This window comes from Stenotrophomonas chelatiphaga, from assembly GCF_032054965.1.
Taxonomy (GTDB): domain Bacteria; phylum Pseudomonadota; class Gammaproteobacteria; order Xanthomonadales; family Xanthomonadaceae; genus Stenotrophomonas; species Stenotrophomonas chelatiphaga.
The window spans coordinates 607,684-631,497 of sequence record NZ_DAMBRS010000001.1; the positions used below are offsets into that span (position 1 = coordinate 607,684).

26 protein-coding genes are annotated in these 23,814 nt (G+C 64.4%); 13 read left to right on the plus strand and 13 right to left on the minus strand.

Annotated elements, in window-relative coordinates:
* Positions 1-32: 32 nt before the first annotated feature.
* From RTX79_RS03015 to RTX79_RS03025, 4 genes are read right to left on the minus strand one after another with little or no spacing between them, the layout of a single operon-like run.
* On the minus strand, positions 33-1,121 hold the full coding sequence (locus RTX79_RS03015) for a cysteine peptidase family C39 domain-containing protein (protein WP_312681720.1): 1,089 nt from the start codon (positions 1,119-1,121) through the stop codon (positions 33-35).
* 2 nt (positions 1,122-1,123) lie between these two features.
* Positions 1,124-1,621, minus strand: coding sequence for an HlyD family secretion protein (locus RTX79_RS18265; RefSeq protein WP_428695934.1), 498 nt, complete (start codon positions 1,619-1,621; stop codon positions 1,124-1,126).
* A 21-nt stretch (positions 1,622-1,642) separates the two neighbouring features.
* Positions 1,643-2,227, minus strand: a complete 585-nt coding sequence (locus RTX79_RS03020) for a hypothetical protein (protein ID WP_312681721.1) — start codon at positions 2,225-2,227, stop codon at positions 1,643-1,645.
* 24 nt (positions 2,228-2,251) lie between these two features.
* On the minus strand, positions 2,252-2,410 hold the full coding sequence (locus RTX79_RS03025) for a hypothetical protein (RefSeq protein ID WP_312681722.1): 159 nt from the start codon (positions 2,408-2,410) through the stop codon (positions 2,252-2,254).
* Between the two features lie 233 nt (positions 2,411-2,643).
* Between RTX79_RS03025 and RTX79_RS03030 the strand changes: the two genes are divergently transcribed.
* The 5 genes from RTX79_RS03030 to RTX79_RS03050 all read left to right on the plus strand — a co-directional run bounded on the left by RTX79_RS03030 (position 2,644) and on the right by RTX79_RS03050 (position 8,357).
* On the plus strand, positions 2,644-3,993 hold the full coding sequence (locus tag RTX79_RS03030) for a S41 family peptidase (protein WP_312681724.1): 1,350 nt from the start codon (positions 2,644-2,646) through the stop codon (positions 3,991-3,993).
* Positions 3,994-4,108: 115 nt separating this feature from the next.
* The gene (locus RTX79_RS03035) at positions 4,109-4,255 is read left to right on the plus strand and encodes a hypothetical protein (protein WP_312681726.1); all 147 of its coding nucleotides are present in this window, start codon (positions 4,109-4,111) and stop codon (positions 4,253-4,255) included.
* A gap of 195 nt (positions 4,256-4,450) precedes the next feature.
* Positions 4,451-5,041, plus strand: a complete 591-nt coding sequence (locus RTX79_RS03040; RefSeq protein ID WP_312681728.1) for a (2Fe-2S)-binding protein — start codon at positions 4,451-4,453, stop codon at positions 5,039-5,041.
* Entirely contained in the window at positions 5,014-6,081 is a 1,068-nt protein-coding gene (locus RTX79_RS03045; protein WP_312682198.1) for an FAD binding domain-containing protein, read from the plus strand. The genes RTX79_RS03040 and RTX79_RS03045 overlap by 28 nt, the downstream gene beginning before the upstream one ends.
* Positions 6,078-8,357, plus strand: coding sequence for a xanthine dehydrogenase family protein molybdopterin-binding subunit (locus RTX79_RS03050; RefSeq protein WP_312681731.1), 2,280 nt, complete (start codon positions 6,078-6,080; stop codon positions 8,355-8,357). Before RTX79_RS03045 ends, RTX79_RS03050 begins: the two co-directional genes overlap by 4 nt.
* A gap of 42 nt (positions 8,358-8,399) precedes the next feature.
* Here RTX79_RS03050 and RTX79_RS03055 read toward each other — a convergent pair whose 3' ends face one another.
* Entirely contained in the window at positions 8,400-8,888 is a 489-nt protein-coding gene (locus tag RTX79_RS03055; protein ID WP_312681733.1) for a hypothetical protein, read from the minus strand.
* A 149-nt stretch (positions 8,889-9,037) separates the two neighbouring features.
* Here RTX79_RS03055 and RTX79_RS03060 point away from each other — a divergent pair, with 149 nt between their 5' ends.
* Positions 9,038-10,735, plus strand: a complete 1,698-nt coding sequence (locus tag RTX79_RS03060) for a serine hydrolase (protein WP_312681735.1) — start codon at positions 9,038-9,040, stop codon at positions 10,733-10,735.
* Positions 10,736-10,973: 238 nt separating this feature from the next.
* Here the strand turns inward: RTX79_RS03060 and RTX79_RS03065 are convergent, their stop codons facing one another.
* Positions 10,974-11,870, minus strand: a complete 897-nt coding sequence (locus RTX79_RS03065; protein ID WP_312681737.1) for a pirin family protein — start codon at positions 11,868-11,870, stop codon at positions 10,974-10,976.
* 39 nt (positions 11,871-11,909) lie between these two features.
* Complete coding sequence (locus RTX79_RS03070; RefSeq protein WP_312681739.1) at positions 11,910-12,518, minus strand: FMN-dependent NADH-azoreductase; 609 nt, start codon at positions 12,516-12,518, stop codon at positions 11,910-11,912.
* Positions 12,519-12,610: 92 nt separating this feature from the next.
* Between RTX79_RS03070 and RTX79_RS03075 the strand changes: the two genes are divergently transcribed.
* Together RTX79_RS03075 and RTX79_RS03080 are read left to right on the plus strand one after the other, a co-directional pair.
* Positions 12,611-13,018, plus strand: coding sequence for a winged helix-turn-helix transcriptional regulator (locus RTX79_RS03075; protein WP_312681741.1), 408 nt, complete (start codon positions 12,611-12,613; stop codon positions 13,016-13,018).
* A gap of 65 nt (positions 13,019-13,083) precedes the next feature.
* A complete protein-coding gene (locus tag RTX79_RS03080; RefSeq protein ID WP_312681743.1) occupies positions 13,084-13,704 on the plus strand; it encodes a hypothetical protein in 621 nt (206 codons plus the stop codon).
* A 152-nt stretch (positions 13,705-13,856) separates the two neighbouring features.
* On the opposite strand, the gene RTX79_RS03085 is transcribed toward RTX79_RS03080, so the two are convergent.
* The 3 genes from RTX79_RS03085 to RTX79_RS03095 all read right to left on the minus strand — a co-directional run bounded on the left by RTX79_RS03085 (position 13,857) and on the right by RTX79_RS03095 (position 16,880).
* Positions 13,857-14,858: an NADP-dependent oxidoreductase gene (locus tag RTX79_RS03085; RefSeq protein WP_312681745.1), complete on the minus strand. Its 1,002-nt coding sequence runs from the start codon at positions 14,856-14,858 to the stop codon at positions 13,857-13,859.
* 75 nt (positions 14,859-14,933) lie between these two features.
* On the minus strand, positions 14,934-15,719 hold the full coding sequence (locus RTX79_RS03090; protein WP_312681747.1) for an SDR family NAD(P)-dependent oxidoreductase: 786 nt from the start codon (positions 15,717-15,719) through the stop codon (positions 14,934-14,936).
* Positions 15,720-15,782: 63 nt separating this feature from the next.
* On the minus strand, positions 15,783-16,880 hold the full coding sequence (locus tag RTX79_RS03095; protein WP_312681748.1) for an alkene reductase: 1,098 nt from the start codon (positions 16,878-16,880) through the stop codon (positions 15,783-15,785).
* 172 nt (positions 16,881-17,052) lie between these two features.
* On the opposite strand from RTX79_RS03095, the gene RTX79_RS03100 reads away from it, so the two are divergent.
* From RTX79_RS03100 to RTX79_RS03115, 4 genes are all read left to right on the plus strand, one after another.
* The gene (locus RTX79_RS03100) at positions 17,053-17,634 is read left to right on the plus strand and encodes a TetR/AcrR family transcriptional regulator (RefSeq protein ID WP_312681749.1); all 582 of its coding nucleotides are present in this window, start codon (positions 17,053-17,055) and stop codon (positions 17,632-17,634) included.
* A gap of 346 nt (positions 17,635-17,980) precedes the next feature.
* On the plus strand, positions 17,981-18,934 hold the full coding sequence (locus tag RTX79_RS03105; protein ID WP_312681750.1) for a DJ-1/PfpI family protein: 954 nt from the start codon (positions 17,981-17,983) through the stop codon (positions 18,932-18,934).
* A 14-nt stretch (positions 18,935-18,948) separates the two neighbouring features.
* The gene (locus RTX79_RS03110; RefSeq protein ID WP_312681751.1) at positions 18,949-19,953 is read left to right on the plus strand and encodes a GlxA family transcriptional regulator; all 1,005 of its coding nucleotides are present in this window, start codon (positions 18,949-18,951) and stop codon (positions 19,951-19,953) included.
* A 190-nt stretch (positions 19,954-20,143) separates the two neighbouring features.
* Positions 20,144-20,503: a hypothetical protein gene (locus tag RTX79_RS03115; RefSeq protein WP_312681752.1), complete on the plus strand. Its 360-nt coding sequence runs from the start codon at positions 20,144-20,146 to the stop codon at positions 20,501-20,503.
* A 63-nt stretch (positions 20,504-20,566) separates the two neighbouring features.
* Here the strand turns inward: RTX79_RS03115 and RTX79_RS03120 are convergent, their stop codons facing one another.
* Positions 20,567-21,463, minus strand: coding sequence for a LysR family transcriptional regulator (locus tag RTX79_RS03120; protein ID WP_312681753.1), 897 nt, complete (start codon positions 21,461-21,463; stop codon positions 20,567-20,569).
* Positions 21,464-21,560: 97 nt separating this feature from the next.
* Here RTX79_RS03120 and RTX79_RS03125 point away from each other — a divergent pair, with 97 nt between their 5' ends.
* Complete coding sequence (locus RTX79_RS03125) at positions 21,561-22,430, plus strand: SDR family oxidoreductase (protein WP_312681754.1); 870 nt, start codon at positions 21,561-21,563, stop codon at positions 22,428-22,430.
* Between the two features lie 185 nt (positions 22,431-22,615).
* On the opposite strand, the gene RTX79_RS03130 is transcribed toward RTX79_RS03125, so the two are convergent.
* Together RTX79_RS03130 and RTX79_RS03135 are read right to left on the minus strand one after the other, a co-directional pair.
* Positions 22,616-23,338: an HAD family hydrolase gene (locus RTX79_RS03130; protein WP_312681756.1), complete on the minus strand. Its 723-nt coding sequence runs from the start codon at positions 23,336-23,338 to the stop codon at positions 22,616-22,618.
* 54 nt (positions 23,339-23,392) lie between these two features.
* Entirely contained in the window at positions 23,393-23,800 is a 408-nt protein-coding gene (locus RTX79_RS03135) for a nuclear transport factor 2 family protein (protein WP_312681757.1), read from the minus strand.
* Positions 23,801-23,814 lie beyond the last annotated feature (14 nt).

Here is a 23,814-nt window from a genome sequence, read left to right on the forward strand (position 1 = left end):
GTCGCGCTGGCAAGCCGAGCGCGACGCAGCCCCTACTTGTTGCCGAGCTTGATGGCTTGAATGCCGCGCACCGACTCCATCAACTCGCTCTGCTGACGTGCCCAGTAGACCAACTGTTCCTCGTTGAGGTGCCAAAGGCGCCGGTGAAGCGCACACCGCGCAAAGACGTAAAGAGCTACCGCAACAACGACAAGAAGTGCGAGTTTCAGGCTGTATAGACAGATGATCACGAGCGCTAACAAGCCCATCAGGCCATCAAGGACGGCCTCTATGAAGCTCCCTGTCAGTGTGTTCTGAATGGCGTGGACGGACGAGAAACGGGAGAGCACATCGCCCATGTGTCGTTTCTGGAAGAAGGACAGCGGCAGCCTTAGCAGATGACTGAAAAGGTTGGTTATCCATTCAGTGTTCAGCGCAGCGCCTAACCAGCTGATGATCCAGGCGCGCACGAATTGCAGCGCCGCTGAGATGAGCAGGATCAGCGAGAAACCGACCGCCATTAGAATCAACAGGCTTCGATCGGTGGAAAGGATCACGTGATCAATGACCCACTGAACCTGAAACGGTAGTGTCAGCGCGAGCACCTCGATGGCAAGCGCTAAGCCGAGCAACTGCACGACCAAGCCCGGCATGCCCTTGATGTCACCTGCCAGGCGTCGCAGACTGATCGAGCGACGTTCTTTGATCGGGGCGAAGTTGGCACGTGGAGTCAATTCAAGAAGGACTCCCGTGAAATGACGGCCCGCCTCCGCCAAGCTCAAGCGGCGGACAGCCTTGGCGGGATCATGCACCTCAAAGCTCTGAGGACTTGTGCGTTTCAAGACAACGAAATGCGTCATGTCCCAGTGCAGGATACAGGGCAGGTTGGCTTCGGCGACGTCCTCCATGTTCACTTTGATGGGCCGAGACTCCAGCCCAAGCTCGTCCGCGATCTGCATCAGATCCGCCAAGTGCATACCCTTGAGAGACGAATCAAATCGTCGTCGCAGGCTGGATAGATCGAAATCATGGCCATGGAAATTGGCCACCATCGCCAGACAGGCCAGGCCGCATTCCGCTGCTTCAGCCTGATGGATCATCTGCAAACGGGGCGCGAGGACCCAATTCGAAAACGACGACATGATCACCTCGCTTTCGCGGCTGAGGCGCTTACGGCGCTGCGATTGATCGCCAATCTATAGAACGGGTCGAACACCCACTCAATCAGCCGCCGACTCTCCAGGCTTATGTCCGCCTCCAGTGCCATCCCGGGCTTCAGCGCCTCGTTGTTACCGTAAACAGGCATCACTTGCTGGTCCAGCGCGACCTCGACACGATATCGCGGCGCACTTACCGTGGTACCCAGCAGGTGGGACTGTGCTCCGGGCGAGGCTGCACTGCGCGACACTGATAGAACGCGTCCCCGTTGCTGACCAAACTTCTGGAAGGGATAGGCCTCATAGCGAAGGGTTACAGGCTTTCCCACATTCACGAAACCTATTGCGCTGGATGGCACCCATAGTTCGGCTACTAGAGGCGATTCCTGTGGTGACAAGCTGAGCGCAGTCTGGCCTGTGGTCAACGCCTGCCCGGGCTTGATCAGGATGCTTGTGACTGTGCCGGCCACTCGAGCGCGAAGCACGACCGCTGTCCGGGCCGCGTTTTACGCCAGCGACTGCTCTACGTCTGCAACCTGCCGGCGTGTCTGGTTCTCGCGGCTCTGCAACGTGGGCTCTAATTGCGCGAGCGCCGATGTCGCTTCGCCAATCTGCTGCTCAAGTAATCGCTGCTGCGCCTCAAGGTCGATCTGGTTCGAGCGATGCTGCAAGGCGGTATCCCTCTGCTGCAGCACTTGGTATCTGCTGACAATGCCCGTGCTCTCTACGCGCCGCCACTCTTGATACAGCTCATCGGCACTGTCAGCTCGCTGCTTCTGCAGATACGCCTGCCGAGCCTTCTCTTCTGAACGGACGCGTAGATTGAGGAGGCGCGCCTGCATCTCGTCACGCTGCAATGCGCCAATATCACGATGTAGCGCAAGATCCGCGTGCAGGCCCTTCTGTTTGAAGCGCAGTTGCTCGGCGACGAGTGTCTGCGTCTCTCCAAGGGCAACACTGTCCTGCGCGGTCGAAACCTCTATAAGCGGTTGCCCGCTTGCGACAACGTCCCCTTCGCGCACAAGCAATTTGCCAACAACGCCAGGCCCGAAAGGGCTCACAGCAATCAACCCATCGGAGGGAACGAGCACCCCTTGCACACGCTCGTGCCGAGTCTATCGGCCCGTAATCAAAAGACAAACAATGGCTATCGTCGAAGCGATGCCAATGGCAAAAAATATCCAGCCCATACGAGGCGCCCGCAGGCCAACCTTACCAAGTCTTTCGTCCTGCCTGGCCTGCAGCACTTCTGCGCGGAACAACTCGTCGGACATCCTTTTCCCTCATGCAATAGCGAATGCGGGCGTGACTTCCTTGCTCTGAAATGGCTTGATATCACCGCATTTCAGGACTGTCAATTCGCGGTGCGGCATCTCTGGCATGCGGCAATCGGGCCATATGGAGAGGCCATCGCAAGCGCGTGCTCTGCGCGACAAATCGGAGCGTTGAAACCTCAATCTGGATGCACACCGGTGTTGAAGCTACGATGTCATTGACCCCGACAAGGATGTTTGAAGCCATGGTGCGTGCGTCACTTGTCTCTCTTGCCCTGATCCTGCTGCACCCGACAGCCCACGCGGAAACCACATGGCGGGGCACCAGTGACGTATCGAAGGTGAGCGGCTCGGGCGATGTACTGGCGCCTGGGGGTTCACGACTGATCCTTTCATCGGACCAGGAAGGCAAGGAAGCGTTCTTCGGTTCGATCGCCTCGCTGGACGCCGCACCGTACCGCGGCCAGGACGTGGCCCTTTCGGGAGTCCTTGAAGTGGAAGAGGGCGCTGGCACCGCCGCGCTGTGGATACGTGCCGATGAGGCCCGCCAGCCCGTTGCCTTCGACAGCACCCGACACACACCCGTGAACCTGCAGCATCGCGCGCAGTCGCGTGAGGTGCGGCTGTACGTCCCACGCACCGCGACCCACCTGAGGTTGGGCGTCACCATGACCGGTGTCGGGCGCATCAAAGCAGCGTCGCTGAGGCTGCAGGCCGCGGTTCCAGCCCGTAGCGATGTGTCCGCCTACGACGTGCTGGATGCCGCCATCTCACAGATTGAGACCAAGGCCCTCAACCGGTCCCGGGTGGACTGGAAAGCCGAGCGCGCCCGGTTGCTCACTGAAGATCTGAAGGACCTCCCCGCGCAGGAGGCGCACCCGCGGATCCGCATCGCGCTCTCCAGCCTGGCCGACCGGCACAGCGGGCACCTGACCCGGAGCGGGATGGAAGCGCTTCGGACAAGCGCCAATCCCAGCCAACCGGTGCAGGCAAGCGTGTCGGACAACGTGGGCTATCTGCGGATGCCGGGCCTGAGCGGCACCGATCCCGAAGCCACCCGCCAGTTTTCTGCCAGCGTCTGTCGCAGGCTTGAGGACATGGCCAGCGAGGGATTGCAGGGCGTGATCGTGGACCTGCGCGTGAACAGCGGCGGAAACATGTGGCCGATGGTCAGTGGCCTGCTGCCATTGCTGGGAGAAGGAAACATCGGCGCGTTTCGTGATGCGGACGGGAAGGTCAGCCCGTGGAAGGCCAGGGCGGTGGGCGGCTGCACGGCGGACATGACCACGACGCCAGTGGCCGTCCTCATCAGCCGAAGCACGGCAAGTTCGGGGGAAGCCGTCGCCACGGCGTTCAGAGCCCGGCCTGGAACCCGGTTCTTCGGGCAGCCTACGGCCGGTCTCGCCACGGGAAACGGGCGGGTGCCGCTGCCCGATGGCAGCGCATTGATGCTGACGCAGAGCAACTTCCTCGACCGTACCGGCCAGCTCGTGCCGGACCGGCTGACGCCGGACGTCCTGGTGGAAAAGGGCCAGGACCCCCTCGCGCTCGCCCGTTCTTGGCTGGTTCCAGCCCCGGAGTGAGTTGACCGAGCTAGACCGACCGCAGGTCCGTGTGGGCAGGCGCCAACCCGGCGTTGGAAAGCGCCTGGCGGTTGCTGCACTGTCCACACTGCATGACCAGCCCACCGGAAAGGTGATGAACGGCACCGTCATTGACCGTGGTCACGTGCCCGCATCGCCGGCAGCGGGCGGTAATGGAATCCACGACTTCCTCTTCCATCTCTGGTATCCGGACCATATCGAAGGACAGGATCTGGAACGCACCTGTGTTTGTCATGATTGATCCTGATGACGCATCGTTTCGTGACTGTGTGAGCTCGGACGTTAGGCTTGCCCGCGTTCAGTGGCGGACGCTGCCACGTGAGGGGCGCGCAAAATACCCGCCAGCGACGACTTCGCACGCAGCACATGCCACGTGCACCCGGAATAGACGAGCCGAAGCGCAGGGTTGTCGGCAGACGCCCTAGCCGGACCTGCCATGAGCGATTTCCCTGCACCCCGCGCGGCCACGCCGCCGCCCCCCGCTACCACGCGCGCCGCTCCCCTGTATCCGCTGCGCCTGACCATCAACGGCGAGCCGCATACCCTGGAAGTCGAATCCACGGTCAGCCTGCTGGATTTGCTGCGCGACCGCCTGCAGCTGACCGGCACCAAGAAAGGGTGCGATCACGGCCAGTGCGGCGCCTGTACGGTCCTGGTGGAGGGGCGCCGCATCAACAGTTGCCTGACCCTGGCGGTCATGCAGGATGGTGCGGAGATCACAACGGTCGAAGGCCTGGCGAACGGGGATGAGCTGCATCCGCTGCAACAGGCATTCATCGCCAAGGACGCCCTGCAGTGTGGCTACTGCACGCCCGGCCAGCTGTGTTCGGCGCAGGGGCTGATCAATGAAGGCCAGGCCTGCACCCGTGACCAGGTGCGCGAACTGATGAGTGGCAACATCTGCCGTTGCGGGGCCTACCCGCAGATCACCGACGCGGTGATGGCGGTGCTGGAAGAATCCCAGGGCCCAGCTGCCACGCCCGGGGCATCCCCCGCGCACTGGACGCCCGGCACGGTGCCGGCATGATTCCCGCGACCTACGAACGCGCCGCGTCGCTGCAGCACGCCTTGCAGCAGCTTGCCAGTGCCTCCGCGCGCCCCATCCAGCCGATCGCCGGCGGCACCAACCTGCTCGACCTGATGAAGCTGCAGCTGATGCAGCCCAGCGGACTGCTGGACATCAATGCGCTGGCGCTGGACACCATCACCGGCACCGAAGAGGGCGGCCTGCAGCTCGGCGCCACTGCCCGCAATGCCGATACGGCGTACCACCCGCTGGTGGAACGCGAGTATCCGCTGCTCTCGGCGGCGATCCTGGCGGCGGCATCGCCACAGATCCGCAACATGGCCAGCAACGGCGGCAACCTGCTGCAGCGCACGCGCTGCACCTACTTCTACGACCGTGCCACGCCCTGCAACAAGCGCGAGCCGGGCACTGGCTGTTCGGCGGTGGGTGGGCTGACCAAGTACCACGCGATCCTTGGCGCCAGCGAGCACTGCATCGCCACGCACCCGTCTGATATGTGCGTCGCGCTCGCGGCGCTGGAGGCCACGGTGCATGTGGCCAGCCTGCGCGGCACCCGCGCGATCCCGTTCGGTGCGTTCCACCGCCTGCCGGGTGACCAACCCGAGCAGGACAGCACGCTGGCGGCGGACGAGCTGATCACCCACCTGACCCTGCCACCGGCCGGACGGTTTGCCGCGCATAGTGCCTACCTGAAGATCCGCGAGCGCCTGTCCTATGCGTTCGCGCTGGTGTCTGTGGCCGCTGCGCTGGAGATCGGGCCTGACGGACGCATCGTCGATGCGCGCCTGGCCTTGGGCAGCGTGGCGCACAAGCCGTGGCGCAGCACCGAGGCCGAACAGCTGCTGATCGGCAGCTTGCCGGGTGCTGCGGCCTTCGATTCAGCGGCCGAGCGGCTGCTGGAGGGCGCGCAGTCGCAGGGTCAGAACGCCTTCAAGATCCCACTTGCACGCCGCGCCGTGGTGCGCGCCCTGCAGGCTGCCACCGAGGGCACCATCGACAATCGTGGCGGACGCCGCGGCCAACCGGAGCATGCCGCATGAGCGCCTACCCCAAGCAACCGCAGGTTCCCGTGGCCGAGCCGGGAACCGGCCACGTCCCGACCGGCACCGGAACGCCACGCATCGATGGCCGGGCCAAGGTGACCGGGCAGGCGCGCTACGCCGCAGAGTGGCCCGCGACGGACCTGGTGTACGGCGTGGTGGTCAACAGCGGCATCGCCAAGGGGCGCATCCTTGGATTTGACCTGGACGCTGCGCTGGCCGTGCCGGGCGTGCTGAAGGTGTTGACCCATCTGAATCGTCCGCACATGCGCGGTGCCGGCATCTTCTACAAGGACATGACGGCCCCCGCGGGGTCGCCGTTCCGGCCGTTGTACGACGCGCAGGTCCGCTACAGCGGCCAGCCGGTGGCGCTGGTCCTGGCCGAGACCTTCGAAGCGGCCCGTCATGCGGCGGGACTGGTGGAGGTTCGCTATGAGACCGAGGCGCATGAAACCAACCTGGTCGCCTCCGTCGAACGGGCACGCGAGCCGCGCAAGATGAAAGCTGGATTCTCCGCACCGCCCAAAGACAAAGGCGATCCGGACCAGGCCTTCGCACAGGCCGCGCACCGTATCTCGGCCGACTTCTACAGCGGCGTGGAACACCACAACCCGATGGAGCTGTTCGCCAGCACGGTGATCCGCGGCGATGATGGCCACCTGACCATCCACGACAAGACCCAGGGCTCGCAGAACAGCCGCTGGTATGTCTCGCATGCGTTCGGCCTGCCCAAGCGCAAAGTGACGGTGCGCAACGCCTACGTGGGCGGCGCTTTCGGTTCCGGGCTTCGCCCGCAGTACCAGCTCCCGTTGGCAGTGATGGGCGCGCTGGCGCTGGAGCGCTCGGTGCGGGTGGTTCTGACCCGCCAGCAGATGTTCACTTTCGGCCACCGTCCGGAGACCGTGCAGCGGGTGAAGCTCGCCGCCGATGCCGATGGCACCCTGCGCTCCATCTGGCACGAGGCGGTGGCCGAGACGTCGCGGATCGAGGATTACGTGGAGGTCGTGGTCAACTGGAGCGGCCAGCTGTATGCGTGTGACAACGTGCACGTGGGCTACAAGGTCGTCGACCTGGACCAGTACACGCCGATCGACATGCGCGCCCCGGGCGCGTCGCACGGCATGCATGTGCTGGAAGTGGCGATGGACGAGCTGGCCAACGAGATCGGCATCGACCCGCTGGCCTTGCGGCTGAAGAACTACGCCGAGACCAATCCCGCAGATGGCAAGCCGTTTTCCACCAAAGCCCTGCGCGAGTGCTACCGCTGCGGCGCAGAGCGCTTTGGCTGGGCCGAGCGCGCGCCGCTGCCGCGGGCCCGCCGCGAAGGCAACGAATGGGTGGGTTGGGGCATGGCCACCGGCCAGTGGGATGCGATGCAGATGTTCGCGCGCGCCCATGCCGAGCTGCACGCCGATGGCCGGCTGGTGGTCAGCAGCGCCGCCACCGACATCGGCACCGGCACCTATACCGTGATGAGCATGATTGCCGCCGAGGCCCTGGGCCTGCCGCTGGAACAGGTCACCTTCCAGCTGGGCGATTCCACGCTGCCGGTGGCCCCGATCGAGGGCGGCTCTTCGCATGTCAGCACGGTGGGCTCGGCCGTGGACGGGGCCTGCGCCAAGCTGCGCCGGCAGCTGCTCGCGCTCGCTGCCGGCACGCAATATTCGGCGTTCAACCGTGCCGGGCTGGATGACGTGGTATTTGCCAACGGCACGTTGGCGCTGCGCGATGATCCGGCAAGCGCCATCGCGCTGACCACGCTGCTGGCCGACGCCGGCAAGGCCAGCATCGAAGCCAAGTACCTGCTGCTGCCCAATGTGTTGAAGCAACGCCGCTATACCCGCGCCACGCACAGCGCCGTGTTCGTGGAGGTGCGGGTGGACGAGGAACTCGGCACGGTGCGGGTGATGCGCGTGGTCAGCGCCATTGCTGCCGGCCGCATCCTCAATCCGACCACCGCCCGCAGCCAGATCATCGGCGGGGTGGTGTGGGGCATCGGCGCGGCACTGCACGAGCACACCGAATCCGACCACCGCTTCGGCCGCTTCATGAATCACGATCTGGCGCAGTACCACGTCTCGGTGAACGCCGACATCCATGACGTGGACGTGCTGTTCGTGGAAGAAGACGACCGGGTGGTCAGCAGCCTTGGCGCGAAGGGAGTGGGGGAGATCGGCCTGGTTGGGGTGTCAGCCGCTATCTGCAATGCCATCCATCACGCCACCGGCAAGCGCATCCGCAGCACGCCGATCACCCCGGACAAAGTGATGGCGTAGGCCTCGCTGGCGGGGCTGCAGGGGTTGGGCGCCGGAAGCGCGCTACTCCTTGGCCCCCTGCGTATAGCTCACCTTGCCATCCTGCTCGATGAACCGAAGCTCCGGATGGCCCTGGTAGGTCGTCAACATGGCGACCGATCCGTTCTGGTGGATGACAAACAGTGACGCACCGGCCTCCTCATTGGCCACCACTTTGAAGACTTCGCTGCCGTCGCCTGCACCATCCAGCGTCAGCACCGCCTCATCGCCGGTGTCGACCGTGAGGTAGCCACCGCGCTCATTGCCGTCTGGACCATTCAGCAGGATGCCGGCTGCAGGTGCGATGCGTTCTTCGCGCTTGCCGAGGACCATCGGCCCGTTCACCGGCGCGCCGATCTCCACGCGGGACACACCGGATGCGTCCCTGACGATCAGGCCACGGGCTTCCAGGATGCGCGACGGATCATTCGCCTGACGCGCTTCATGCAGGGCGAATAGCGAGATGGCCACCGCCGTCAGCGAGATGGCGATGTTGAGCAGGAGTCCTTTCATGTCTTTCTCCATGAATGTAAAGCGTGTTAGCTCAATGATCCACGATAAGCGATGCTTCAAGCAAACCCGACCGTTCCTCAGGCCCAGGGCATTGACTACGCTTGCGTCTGGTCCAATAGTCACCTCGGCCAGAACGCAATGGAGGGCGCATGACCGCAGGTGCAAGCCGGTTCCCGTTCCAGCGCTTGGGTTTGGCGGCAGCGCTGTATGTGCTGGCATCAAGCGCCGTCGCCAAGCCGCCCGCCGAAGCGGCGTTCGATGCCTGGCTGGCGGCGTTCAACAGCAACGAAAAGGCCAGGCTTCAAGCGTTCAACGAACAGCACTTCGCCGACGCGGATCTCAACCTTGATTACCTGCTCGACAGCCGCGAGGAAACCGGCGGTCTCTACGTTGTAGCGATTGAGCGGAATGAGCCCGGTGTCTTCGTGGCCATGACACGGGAGCGCAGTTTCCCGGCCTACCGGCGGGTCACGATCACCGCTGGCGAGGCTGGCGACATGAAACTGTCCGAGATAAAGCAGGAGCCGCAGCCGATGCCGGAGGATGAGGCGCTGAAGGCGCTGGATTCATTTGCCACGCACCTTGCGGAGGCCGACCGCTTCTCGGGCGCACTTGTCATCGAACGAAATGGCAAACGGCTGTATGGCAAGGCATTCGGGCTGGCAGATCGCGAGGCCGGCGTGCCCGTGCGGCTCGACACCCGGTTCCTGTTCGCCTCGCAAGGCAAGATGTTCACCGCGGTTGCGGTGTTGCAGATGATCGACGCCGGCAAGCTGCAGTTCGATGATCCCATCGGGAAATACCTGCCGGACTATCCAAACAAGGAGATGGCGAAGGTCACCGTCCGGCAGCTGCTCACCCACCAGGGCGGCACCGGCGATATCGGCGTCCTCCTGCCGGAGGAGGGTGGCAATCGTGCCTGGGTCCGCACCATCGACGATCTCATGAAGCTCAACGGTGATCGCGGTCCGTCGTTCGCGCCCGGCTCGGCCTTCGACTACTCCAACTATGGCTTCCTGCTGCTCGGCGCCTTGGTGGAAAAGGTCAGCGGACAGAGCTACTACGACTATGTGGACAACAACCTCTTCCGTCCTGCCGGCATGGCTGCCACCCACTATCCAGACAAGGAGCACATGTCGGGCATCGCGAGCGGCTACAGCCAAGGGAGTGACGGCATGCTGGTGCCAAGCGTCAGCCAGCTTCCCTGGCGGGGATCGCCCGCCGGGGGGGGGGTGACCACCGTCGAAGACCAACTGCGCTTCGTGGACGCGTTGAAGGCGGGCCTCCTGATCCCATTGCCACTGTTGCAGGAGGCGATCAAGCAGCAGACCGACTGGTATGGCTATGGCTTCATTTCATCCGGCCCGGAGGAGTTCCCGCATTGGGGCCATGGCGGAGGCGCCGCCGGCACCAGCGCGGCGCTTTCTGTCTACCCGAGCAATAACATGAGCATGGCCTGCCTGAGCAACCGCGACCCGCCCATCTGCGACCGACTGCTCATCAATCTGCATTGGCATCTGTCTCCGCCCGCGCCGGCTTCATGCAGGGAAGGTGCAATGGACGCCAGGATTCGGGCGACCGAAGCCTCCATTGTTCACCGCGAACCTTTCCTGATTCCGCGTGGGCCGATGGGCGAAGTGCCTGTGGGCCCCTCCTGTGTCCGGATGCGATTCAAGATCGATCGTTCCGGGCTGCCGGTGGAGCTGGCCATAGACGAGAGTTCGCAGAGCCGAGTGGTCGATGTTGCGGCGAGGGAAACGCTGCGGCGCTATCGCTTCAACCCCAGGCATGGCGGGGATGCGTCCGTCCACTACCTTGTATTCCACTCTGCGGAGCGCACGTTCTGAGATGTCATCCAGTCCGGCAACTCAGAACTCCTGCAGGCCCTCTTTACCTACGCGGCTCGTCGCTTGTCGCAGTCGGATCATTCCGTAGGTCGCCAGGTGGGGACGCACCCGGCTCAAGTCGTGCGTGCGGAACCTGATTATCTCCACCGCACGCGCTATGTGGTGCTCTTCCCAACCGTTGCCGCTAAGCAGCTTCACCAGTTCGCTCTCTGCCGACATTCGGAATTGTCCAGTGTGATCAACGGAATACGGGGATCGTCCCGACAGCGGTGCGACGGTCACCGCTTGCCCTGAGCGTGCGTTCCAGCTCCGCGATGCGGCGCTCACCTTTCTCCAGCGCCGCTGACGAGGTGTGCACCGAGTAGTAGCCCAGGTGCAGGTCATGGGGATGGGGCACTGCAGAGCCCAACACGAACACCGCGTCCTGCCCCTCGGCGGCATGCAGCACTATCGGCGCCTCGCTGGATTCGAATACCACCATCTCGCCACTGCGGATGGGGCCGTCAGCCTGCAGGCCCCCTTTCGCAAGCGCCAACCATCCAACGGTATGGCCGGTCGGGGGCCGGTAAGTCCAGTGCTGGCCCGCCTTGAGGGTAACCAGCAGGTAGTTGATGCCGGCCGGTGCCGGAACAGGGCTCTGCACGCCCTCGTACGACCCGATGATGACGTGCGCCGGTCCACTATGACGCATGCCTGCAGCTTCGATGTAACAACTCACCGGCGCTGCGTTCTCCAGCTCCGCAGGCAGAGCAAGCCAAAGCTGGAAACCCTGCATCCACGCTGCATCACCGGGCGAAATCTCCTTGCCATGCCAGACGCCGCTCCCTGCACGCATCCATTCCACTCCGCCGTACGTCAGCGTCCCGGTGCCGAGCTCGGGATCGCTGTAGCGGGCCTCTCCTTCGGTGAACACGGTTACGGTGGCGATTCCGGAATGCGGGTGCAGCGGCATATCGGCCAGTGCGCTCATCGCCTCGCGCCCAATGGAGAAAGTATCCAGGAACACAAAAGGCTTCAGCCGCTGCCCAAGATCCGACGGGCTCATCAGGCGGGTGATCGGTCCGTGCCCATGGCCACGGGTTCGGTGCGCGATACCTCGCCGCGGCAGGGAATCGCCCTGTACGCGTGCATTCATCGCTTCTACTCCGAGGGTGGATGACTCATCGGCCATGGCTCAGGCAGCCAGATGCTGCGCTTCGGCCAGGGCGGCGGAAAGCGCCGCATTGCGCGCATCCGGACCAAACGCAAGGCCTTCGGCGCGGACGAAGGTGATATCGGTGACGCCGAGGAAACCGAAGAAACCACGCAGGTAGTTTTCTTGATGGTCCAGGGCGGCCATGGGCGTGCCTTCGCCATACAGTCCACCGCGGGTCGACGCCACGACAACCCGCTTGCCCGACGCCAGGCCTTCCACGCCATTGGCCGTGTAACGGAATGTCTTGCCAGGCACCGCAAGACGGTCCAGCCAGGCGCGCAGCTGGGAAGGAAGGGCGAAGTTGTACATCGGCGCGCCGATGACGATGACATCCGCGCTGAGGAAATCTTCCAGAATCGCAGCGTTGCGAGACACCGCCTGCTGGTCGTCGTGGGCGTCCGGCGCTACGCCCTGGAAGGCGAAGAACTCGGCAGCGGTGAGGTGTCCCACCGGGTCGGCGACCAGATCGTAGGTTTTGACGGTTGTCTCTTGGCGGGTGTCGCGCAGCCGCTGGACAATGGCCCGGCTGAGCTGCCGGCTGGCGGATTTTTCATCCAGGATGCTGGTGTCGACGTGGAGAAGTTGCATAGCGAGCCTCGGTATATAATTGTGACTAGGGCTAGCAATGTAACCACGGCAAAAACGCGGCACAATACGGCACAAAATGAGAACCCGGTATCATGGATGTGACTGTTAAACCCATTGAAATACAGAGCTCGGACTGTCAGAAGATCAGCCAGGTGCTTGCGCGCGTGGGCGAGAAGTGGAGCATCCTGATCATCATGATGTTGTCCGGTGGCCCTCGTCGTTTTACCGAGCTCAAGCGATCGATCAATGGCATCTCGCAGCGGATGCTGACGCTCTGCCTTCGCGGGCTCGAGCGCGACGGCCTGATCAACCGCAACGTCATCGCGGTCATGCCACCTCACGTTGAATACAGCTTGACGCAGCTCGGGGTGTCACTGACCAAGCCGGTGATCGCACTGGGCAGTTGGGCAAGCGACCACATCGCAGACATTGACGCAGCCAGAGCAGCGTTTGACCAGCAGGAAGCCGACCAGAAGGCGACGACCGGTTCGCGACGCTGATTCACATGTAGTGGATCGCGGTAGTATTCCACGCGCCGTAGCCGCGGCTGATGAGGATGGCATGGATGCGCAGATCACCCGTCGAGTGGATGCTTCTGGTCGCCGGGCTACTCGGCGCGATCGGTTTTGCGAGTTCGGACTTCCAGCCCAGCAGGGGACTGCAGTTCGCCGCTGGCGTCATCGCGGTGCTGACAGCCTTCTGGGCCGTGTGGGCGCAGCCCAGACCCGAAGTGGTTTACTCGCCCCTTCAAGGCAGACGCAGGCAAGTACGTTCGCTGTATTCCCCTTCATGGGTGGTATTCCCAGCGGCGGTGCTGGCCGGATGGGTCTTCACCGCCCATGGGGCGGGCATGATGCTGGCGTCCGTCGTTGGGGTCGATCACACCCGGAACGGGACCGTGATGTTCAGCGCAAGGCATGAGCCTTCTGCTCGCTCGCGCCGGCTTCCCTGCACGGTCCTCTCCGTTGTCGTGGAGACAGAGCGCGGCCCGGTGCACGTCGGGCATTGCGACGCGTCTCTGGGGGGCCGCATCCTACCCACCGGCATGGGTGTCACGTACCGCACACGCGAGTCGGCGCTTGGGTTGTTCGTGGATCGCGAGCCCACGCTGCCGCAGCTGGATGCGGCTCTGGAGATGGCTGATCGGGCAGAGCAGCAAGCAGCCCGCGCCGCCGGACGACGCTAGCTTTTGCGAACCGGAACCAGCGGCCCTGAGATCGCGCTCTACAGCGAACAGCGCAGCCCAAGGCCTTCATTCCAAGGCGCGTCCCAGGCCGAATGCCCACCTGATCCAGAAATGGTGCCACCTGGTCCATTCCGGTTGCACTTCTTGTTCTGCTACAGCATCTCCACCACCACCTTGCCCTTGGCGCGCCCGCTCTCCACATGGGCCAGCGCGCCGCGGGTGTCCTGGAAAGGGAAAACCCGGTCGATGACCGGGCGGATCACACCAGCCTGGACCAACGATGTGATTTCGCCCAATTGCTGTCCGCTGGCGCGCATGAACACGAACGTGTACGCCACGCCTTTCCGGCTGCACTTGCGGCGGATGCCACGGCTGAGCAGGCGTAGCACCTGCCTGAGCGGCCACGCCAAGCCGCGCGCCGTGGCAAACGCGGGAGTGGGCGGTCCGGAGATGGAGATGAGATGTCCACCCGGCTTGAGGATCTGCAGCGAGCGGGTGAGTTCATCCTTGCTCAGGCTGTTGAGCACTACATCGTAGTCATGCAGTTCCGCCGCGAAATCCTGCTGCTTGTAATCGATCACGACATCCGCGCCCAATGCCTTCACCCACCCAACATTGGCGGTACTGGTGGTGGTGGCAACGAAGGCCCCCAGATGTTTGGCCAACTGGATCGCCACGGTCCCGACACCGCCTGAGCCGGCCTGGATGAAGACCTTCTGACCTGCTTTGAGCTGTGCGGTTTCCACCAGCGCCTGCCATGCGGTCAGCGCCACCAGGGGCAGCGATGCCGCCTCCACCATGGTGAGATTGCGGGGCTTGAGCGCAACCGAGGCCGCGTCGACCGCGATGAACTCGGCGAAGGTACCGATGCGATCGTCGTCGGGCCGGGCATACACCTGATCGCCCGGTTTGAACTGGTGCACCCCGGCGCCGACATCCACCACCGTGCCGGCCACGTCGTTGCCCAGCACCAGCGGCAGGCGATAAGGCAGGATCAGCTTGAATTCGCCGGCGCGGATCTTGGTGTCGAGCGCGTTGACGCTGGCCGCGTGCACGCGGATGAGAACATCGTCATCCCGCAGCGAGGGCTGTGGAGCGTCGCCGATACGGCCGGTCTCCTTCTTGCCATAACGGTCGATGAGGAAGGCTTTCATGGACGGTGTGTCTCAGGTTGAGGAGTGAGGTTGTACGGCGGGGCAGGGTGGGGGCGTACCAGTCCGGTCAGGACTTCACTCGGCGGGGCGATAGCGGTCGGCCGCCTGCGCCTGCCGGATGTCCGTCAGAAGGCCCTGACGGGAGGCCTCCAGCGCGTTCCAGCGTTCGGCCACGTGCAGCGGCGGGATGGTGACGGTTTCGCGGCGATCGAAGCCGACCAGGGCGGCATCGACCAGCTCGCCGACATCCATCACCTCAGACAGCGTGTTGACGTCGATGCCGGCACGCTCCCAGATCTCGGTACGCGTGGCCGCAGGCAACACAGCCTGCACATAGACGCCCTTGGGCGTCAGCTCCAGGCTCATCCCTTGCGACAGGAACAGGACGAATGCTTTGGTCGCGCCGTAAACGGACATCCCGAACTCCGGCGCCAGCCCAACCACTGAACCGATGTTGATGATCGCGCCTTCTCCGGCGTTGGCCAGGCGCGGCGCCACGGCGGCGGCCAAGCGGGTCAGGGCGAGGGTGTTCAGCGTGACCAGCTGTTCGATGCTGTCGGCCGATTGTTCGGTGAAGCCGCCCGATTGGGCGATGCCGGCGTTGTTTACCAGGATGCCAACGCGCGCATCGTCGCGCAGGCGGGCTTCAACGCTCACCAGGTCGCTGCGCTGGGTGAGGTCGGCGGGAAGCACGTCGATACCAACGCCGGTGTCGTGGCGCAGGCGCTCGGCCAACGCATCCAGGCGCCCCTTGTCACGCGCGACCAGCACCAGGTCGTGGCCGCGGCGGGCGAAGCGTTCGGCGTACACGGTGCCGATGCCGCTGGAGGCGCCGGTGATGAGAACAGCAGGCAGGCTCATGGTGTTTCTCTTGAAGGTAATGGGATAACGGGATGCAGCGCAGCGTTCGCGAAGGTGGCGCGGTTATCGCGGCGACGTGTCGGTCAGGGCCGGGTAGTCGGTGTAGCCCTGCGCGCCGCCGCCATACAACGTGGCCGGGTCCAAGGCGTTCAAGGGCGCGCCTGTCCTCAGGCGTTCAACCAGATCCGGGTTGCTGATGAAGGCACGGCCAAAGGCAAACAGGTCGGCGTTGCCAGCGGCGAGCTGCGCATTGGCCAGTTCCAGGTCGTAGCCGTTGTTGGCCAGGTAGGCGCCGCTGAAACGGCGGCGCAGGCCGGCGAAGTCGAACGGGGCGACATCGCGCGGGCCGCCCGTCGCGCCTTCGACCACATGCAGGTAGACGATGCCCAGCGCGCTGAGCTGATCGACGATGTAGTCGTACTGCGGCTGCGGGTCGCTGAGGGTGGCGATGGCGTTGGCCGGGGAGACGGGCGAGATGCGCACGCCGGTACGCTCGGCGCCGATCTCAGCGGCCACGGCCGCAGCGACCTCCAGCAGCAGACGCGCGCGGTTTTCAATCGAACCGCCGTAGGCGTCGGTGCGATGGTTGGCCCCGTCCTTGATGAACTGTTCGAGCAGGTAGCCGTTGGCGCCGTGGATTTCCACACCGTCGAACCCCGCGGCAATCGCGTTGGCGGCCGCCCGGCGGAAGTCGTTGACGATGGCCGGCAGTTCATCGATGTCCAGCGCACGCGGCTCGGACGTATCGACAAAACCGTTGTGGACGAAGGTCTTGGTCTGCGCCCGGATGGCCGAGGCGGACACCGGCGCTGCCTTGCCGGGCTGCAGATCCACGTGCGAGATGCGGCCCACGTGCCACAACTGCACGAAGATGCGTCCGCCGCGTGCGTGTACGGCGTCGGTGACCGTGCGCCAGCCGTCGATCTGGTCCTGCGTGTAAAGCCCAGGCGTGTCCTGGTAACCCTGGGCCTGCGCGGAGATCTGGGTGGCCTCGGTGATGATCAGGCCAGCCGAGGCGCGCTGGGCATAGTAGGTGGCGGCCAGCGGACTGGGCACCAGGCCGGCACCGGCGCGGTTGCGCGTCAGCGGTGCCATCACGATGCGGTTGGCCAAGGTCAGTGGACCGAGGGGGTAGGGCTGGAAGAGTGTCGAGGTCGTCATGGAGGGGGGCGGGGTCATTTCGTTGAGGGGCGGGGGGCCGGCACCAGCGTCGGCGGGGAGTGCGGCAATGATGATGACCGTAATCATAGAAGTCAACGGTTTGATTATGGGCGTAATCAATCCGTGGTAAGCTGCGCCTCCATCGAGCCAGAGCGTCACGAGACAAGCCGCCATGAAGGTCACCAAGGCACAAGCACAGGCCAACCGGGCGCACATCGTCGATACCGCCTCCACACTGTTCAGGGAGCGCGGCTACGACGGTGTGGGCGTGGCAGACCTGATGGCGGCCGCGGGCTTTACCCATGGCGGCTTCTACAAGCACTTCGGGTCCAAGACCGACCTGATGGCCGAGGCGGCGAGCTGCGGCCTGGCCAAATCGGTCGATGCCGCCGCCGACATGGACCTGGCGAGCTTCATGAGCTACTACCTGTCCCGGCAGCATCGTGACGCCCCGGGCCAGGGCTGCACGTTGTCTGCGCTGTGCACCGACGCGGCGCGCCAGCCGGATGCGGTCAAGGCGGCGTTCGCGGCAGGTATCGAGGCGCAGCTCGGCGTCTCTCGCATTCCCGAAGGTCAGGCCGAGGGATCCATGCCCGAACAGGCGCGCGCACGACGCATCGCACTGATGGCCCAGGCGGTCGGCGCGATGGTGCTGTCCAGGTCCTGCCCGGATGACTCACTGCTGGCGGACGAGATACTGGAAGTGTGCCGGGCAGACGTGCTCGCGCAGCTGTCGGGCCTGCCCGACAGCTGAAGCATCCTTGCCCGCCGGCCTGACCCCTCAACCGCAGGCACAGGGCCATGGCAGGAAATGACGCAACAGCGACATTGTTGCCGTGATGGGATGGGCAAAGAATGCACGCACATTCCCCCTCTACGGCAGCACCATGGCATCCCGCATCTTCCCTGGACGTGTTCTGTGTGCCGCGTGGGCTGCATCCCTGGTGCTGGCAGGTTGTGCAGGGCCGCCGTCCCGAACGACGCGACCCGCTGAGCAGGCACCGGGTGCATCTTCCACACACGAGGCGGCAATCCCCGCCTATCGTGCACGGCCTGGCCGCACCCGCGCTGTGATTGCGGTGGTGGGGGAGAACAGCGGCGTGGAGGTCAGCGACTTCCTGGTGCCCTTCGCGATCCTGTCCCGTGCCGGCACCCTGGATGTTTCCGCGGTCACTCTTGAGGCGGGGCCGCTTTCCACCTTCACCGACCTTGGCAGTCCCGGGTTCCGGATCGAAACGGATACCACGGTGGCGCAGTTCGATGCCGTCCATCCGGACGGGGCCGACTACATCATCGTGCCCGCGCAGGCCGCCACGCCTCGCCTCATCGCGTGGCTGAAGCAGCAGTCCCGGCAAGGGGCGACCATCGTCACCATCTGCAACGGTGCCCTTGTCGCCGCGAAGATGGGGACCTTCGATGGGCGACGCGCCACAGCGCATTGGTCGACCGGTGCGACGCGGAAAAAACAGTATCCCGCGATTCGCTGGACCCCGAACCAACGCTATGTGGCCGATGGCAACTGGGTGTCGACTGCGGGCGTCAGCGCCGCCATCCCTGCCTCCATCGCGCTGGTGGAGGCCATCAGCGGGCGCGAGATGGCGCAGCACACTGCACGCGCGGTGGGGGCAACGGCGTGGTCGACGCAACATGACAGCGATGCCTTTTCCCCTCGATTGGGCACGACAGCGCTGCCACTGGCAAAAGTCCTCTACACCAATCGATGGCTGCACGGTCGCGAGCCGATCGACGTGATGGGGGCGACGGGAATGGACGAGGGCACGCTGGCGTTGACGATCGATGCGTACTCGACCACCGGCCGCAGCCAGGCCTATCTGGTGTCCGCCACGGGCGAACCCTTTGTGACGCGTCACGGACTTCGCGTCCTGCCTGATCGCCGGCGCATGCCTGACAGTGCCGTCTCGTTGGTGACTTCCGCCGATATGACGCCAGTGATCGCGCTGGATGCTGCGCTCGCTGGCATCATGCAGCGATATGGCCGTGCAACGGCCACGGGCGTCGCGCTGGCGTTCGAGTACCCCGACTTTCCGCGTTGAACGCACAGGGCCCCATGTCCGACCCATCCGAAACGCGTCACGTTGTGCTGCTCGCCCACGAGAACATGAACGTGCTTGACCTCACCGGGCCCCTCCAGGCACTGCACACGGCCAACCAGTGCAGCCCCTTGGCCGGTGGCAGGCTGCGATATGAGATTACCGTTGCATCTGAACAAGGCGGACTGGTGGCCACCAGCGCCGGGCTGCAGGTGATGTCGGTGTCCCTGGCCAGCCTAGACGACGTCGCGATCGATACGCTGATGGCGCCAGGTGGCTGCCGCGGCGAGGTGTACGAGGCGTCGGCAGGGCTGGTGGCGTGGGTGGCGGCGCGGGGCCAGACCGTCAGGCGACTGTGCTCGATCTGCACCGGCGCGTTCCTGCTGGCCGCTGCAGGACAGTTGGAGGGGCGACGCGCAGCAACGCACTGGGACTGGGCGAAGCGGCTATCGCGCCTGCACCCCGGCGTGCACGTGGATGCTGACCGGATCTTCGTGCGGGACGGCAATGTCTGGTCCTCAGCGGGTGTGACGGCAGGGATCGACCTGACGCTTGCGTTGATCGAGGATGATCACGGGCACCGGCTGGCCATCGAGGTAGCGCGACAGCTGGTCGTTTTCGTCAAGCGTTCGGGCGGGCAGTCGCAGTTCAGTGCGCCGCTGTCGGCGCAGTCCAGCACCGGTGGGGACTTCGCCGAGCTCCACGGCTGGATGGCGGCCCACCTGCACGAGGATCTGCGGGTAGAAGTGCTGGCCGACTGGATGAACATGTCCCCGCGCACCTTCGCCCGCGTCTACCGCAGCAGGTGCGGCGTCACGCCCGCAAAAGCGGTGGAGACGTTGAGGCTGGAAGCCGCGCGTCTCCTGCTCGAATCCGGCACGTTGCCGATCAAACGGGTTGCGGCGCTGACAGGGTTGTCCGACGAACAGACCCTGCGACGTGCGTTCCTGCGTGTGCTGGGTGTGGCACCGGCCGACTACCGTGAGCGCTTCCGCAGCAGTGCTCCCATGCGGCCGGCTTGAGCGCGGGATTCGCCCTGCGACTCGGTGCAGTAACCCAGTCCATCGCGGATCGGAAACCTGCGACGGCTTGTTGGACGAGCCCGGCAGCCCTAGGATTGAGCCGCATCAAGGGGAGAGCCCGGCATACCGGACTCTGCAGATAACTCGTATGACCGGACCCACGGTTCCGACTGTCAGGTAGCCAATCCTCATGTTCTTCACACTCGGGCAATTCGCGATCATTGCAGGCCTTGCACTCGCATACATTGCGTTCGTTTTCGCGTTTTCCCGCTCCAGGCAGCGATTGCTTCGGCGTGCTCCGACGCTTCTCGGGTGCGTCACGTTCTCAGTGGCCGCGCTCTTCGCTGCAAAGAATCTGCTGATGCTGTTAGGCACAACCAAAGAGGTCAAGGTGCTTCTAGGCCGGAACCAGACCTGGGAGTTCATCGTCAGTCCAAGCGATGACCCGTTCTTCTATTTCCTCGGGTTGCTGCTTCAGTTTGGAACAACCTGTCTATGCCTTGTCCTGGCATACAGTGTCTGGTCCAACCGTCCAGTGGATGAGGCCTGACAGATAACTCAAACTGGCTTCGCCAAGCGTCTTGACTCAAGCGTTGCCATCCGCTTCTGGCCGTCAGCGGCCGCTGCCCGCGAAGGCGGCCAACTCCTCCGCCTGACCCTCGGGAAAGGATTCCTTGAGCAGGTCGAGCAGCGCCGACACCCTTGAGCTGAGCAGCCGTCGCGACGGGTACAGCGCCCATATCTCGATCGGCGGGGCCTTTGCATGTCCCCACGACACCAGTGCGCCCTTCCTTAGGTCGTCGGCAACCAGCGAGAAGGGCAGCATCGCCGCGCCGGTGCATGCACGTACGGCATCGCGCACCATGGTCAATGCGCCCAGGCGCAGCACCGGATCCACTGCGATACGCATCTCGCCACACGGCGTCACCAGGTCCCAGCCGGTGGCATCGCTGGACGGGCGCAACACCGCGGGCGCCGTCTCGCCCATCGCGGGCAGGGGCAGGTCCGGGTGCGCGACCACCACCAGGCGGTCCCGGATCAGCACCCGTCCCACCAGCCGCTCATCCGGGTCCGGATTGACCCTTATCACCAGGTCATAGCCTTCTTCCACCATATCCACGGCGCGGTCTTCAGTGGTCACATCGAGCCGCACCTGGGGGTAGCGCTTCACGAATTCGGCTGCAATCCTGCCCAGCGCCATCTGCGAGAACAGCATCGGTGCGCTCACGCGCAGCCGGCCACGGGGCGTGTCGCCGCCTGAAGCAATGGACGTGGCCGCTTCTTCCAGTTCGGCAAGCAGCGTTTCCGTGCGCTTGAACAGCGCTCGACCTTCCTCGGTGAGCTTCAGTGTGTGCGAACCACGCTCGAACAGCCGCACGCCCAGGCTGGCCTCCAGCTCACCCACGCGCCGCGACAGGGTTGCCTTCGGGCGGTCCGCCGCGCGCGCAGCACGGCCAAACCCACCGTGGCGCGCCACCAAATTGAAATCGGCCAGGGCCAGCAGGTCCATGTGTTCCACCAGCGAGACAGGTGGTCCAAGTATAGGGGCTATCGGGCCGCATGCGGATCACCAATCATGAGGCCTCACCCACCACCCGGAGTACCCCATGACCATTCTTGTTACCGGCGCCACTGGCACCATCGGCCGTCAGGTCGTCCAGCACCTCACCCAGCGCGGCGCAGCCATCCGCGCACTGGTCCGCAGCCCCGCGACCGCCAACCTGCCCGCATCCGTGGAGCTGGTGCAGGGCGACATGCTGGATGTGGATGCCCTCCGCCAGGCGCTCGAGGGGGTCTCCACACTGTTCCTGCTCAACGCCGTGGTCGCCGACGAATTCACCCAGGCGCTCATCACCCTCAACGTCGCCCGCGAGGCAGGGGTGAAGCGCGTGGTGTACCTGTCGGTGATCCACAGCGACCGCTACGTCAACGTGCCGCACTTCGCCGGCAAGTTCGGCGTGGAGCGCATGATCGAGCAGATGGGCTTCAGCGCCACGATCCTGCGCCCGGCCTATTTCATCGATAACGACCTCACCATCAAGGACGTGGTGCAGGGCTACGGGGTGTACCCCATGCCGATCGGCAGCAAGGGGCTGGCGATGATCGACACCCGCGACATCGCCGAGATTGCCGCCATTGAACTGCTCAACCGCGAACAGGCGCCGCACAACAGCGCGCTGACCCGACTCAACCTGGTGGGACCGGAAACGCTCACCGGAGAACAGGTGGCCGCCATCTGGAGCGATGTGCTGAACCGTCCGATCGCCTACGGCGGCGACGACGCGGCCGCCTTCGAGCAGAACCTGCGCCAGTTCATGCCGGCGTGGATGGCCTACGACATGCGGCAGATGGCCGAGCGTTTCATCAGCGACGGCATGATGCCGGGCGCGGGTGACGTGGATCGGTTGGTCCAGTTGCTGGGTCGGCCGTTGCGTACGTATGCCGCGTTTGCGGCAGAGCATGCGTCAGCGGGCTGAGGGCCGAGCTCTGGCAGCGGTTGAACCGCTGCCTCGCAGACCGTTCAGCCTTCGCGATCTGGAACATTCGCATGGCAGGCGGATGCTGCTTCGAAGCCTGGCCGGGCACTGGGCTTACGAAGTCCGTTCCTGGCCGGAAGCGGACACACTACGGGCAGGCCACTTCCAAGGCTGATGTCCAGCTCCTACCGCGGGCCTGGCGGGCCGGGGTTCTTGCTGCCCTGGTTACGCTGATAGCCCTTCAAAATGCCAAAAAGGTCTTCCATGCGATGGAAGACAAGGTGCGCCCCCGCTCTGAGGAGGCTTTCTGCCGTACTACCGTAGACGCCGACCGCGCTGTAGCCGAACACCACTGCACCGGCCGCGGCGCCGGCCATCGTCCCGGTCTCGGTGTCCTCTATGACAGCGCAGCGCCCAGGCGACGCCCCCAACGCCGCTGCTGCCGCGAAGTACACATCGGGGTAGGGCTTGTTGCGAGGCACGTTCTGCCCGCTGAAGATGTTGTCGGCGAATGGCTCTGCAAGTCCAACCTTTTGCAGTTGCAGAGTCACCTTCTGCAGGTCTGCCCCGGAGGCACAGGCAATCTGACCGCCCGTGGCGGCGGAGATGGACGCCACGGCGACCTTGGCGCCGTGGACTTCCACCAGGTCACGCTCCAGTAAGGCGTTACGTCGGCGACGGAACTCATCCAGCCAGAGCGTGGTGAAGGGTCTTCCCGTGTGGGCCTCAATCACGGCCCCTTGCCCAGCGATCGCCTTCCCGATGAAACGCTGGGCCGCCTGCTCTGGCGTCAGGAGCCAGCCTTGCTCGCTGAGCATCTCTGACAACACGCGGGCCGTCACAGGCTCGGAATCAACCAATACGCCATCGCAGTCGAACAGCACGGCATCGAAGGGAAACGCTGACATAAATCAGTTCCTGCACTTACGGAATGCAACCTCACGGTTACGCGAAAACCGGGATCAGGGACGAGTAGCCTCGGCCACGGCAAGGCTGTTCTCAAGCATCAGGAAGTTGGAGATCTCGCCCCCTGCGATGGTCAGCACGATCACAAAAGGCGACTCGATCACCTTTCCCGTGGCGGTGATGAGCGTAACCAGCTCACCCACGATGACGGCCCGGTCATCGCTGGCCAGAACATCATGCACATCCAGTCGGATGCGCTCCATCAACGTGCTCGACTCACGCACGAAGCTCTCCACCGCGCCTCGTCCGGATTTTCGACCAATCCAGGGGAGGGCGCCGCTGTCGCCCGGAATGTGCCATTCCAGGTTCGCGCTGAACAGTGACGCGATCTCCTCGGGCGCTGCCCCGGAACCCATCTTCTCAAGGAAACGGTGCGCAATTTTCAGATTGTCCTGCATGGTCATTTCGTCTATCTCAG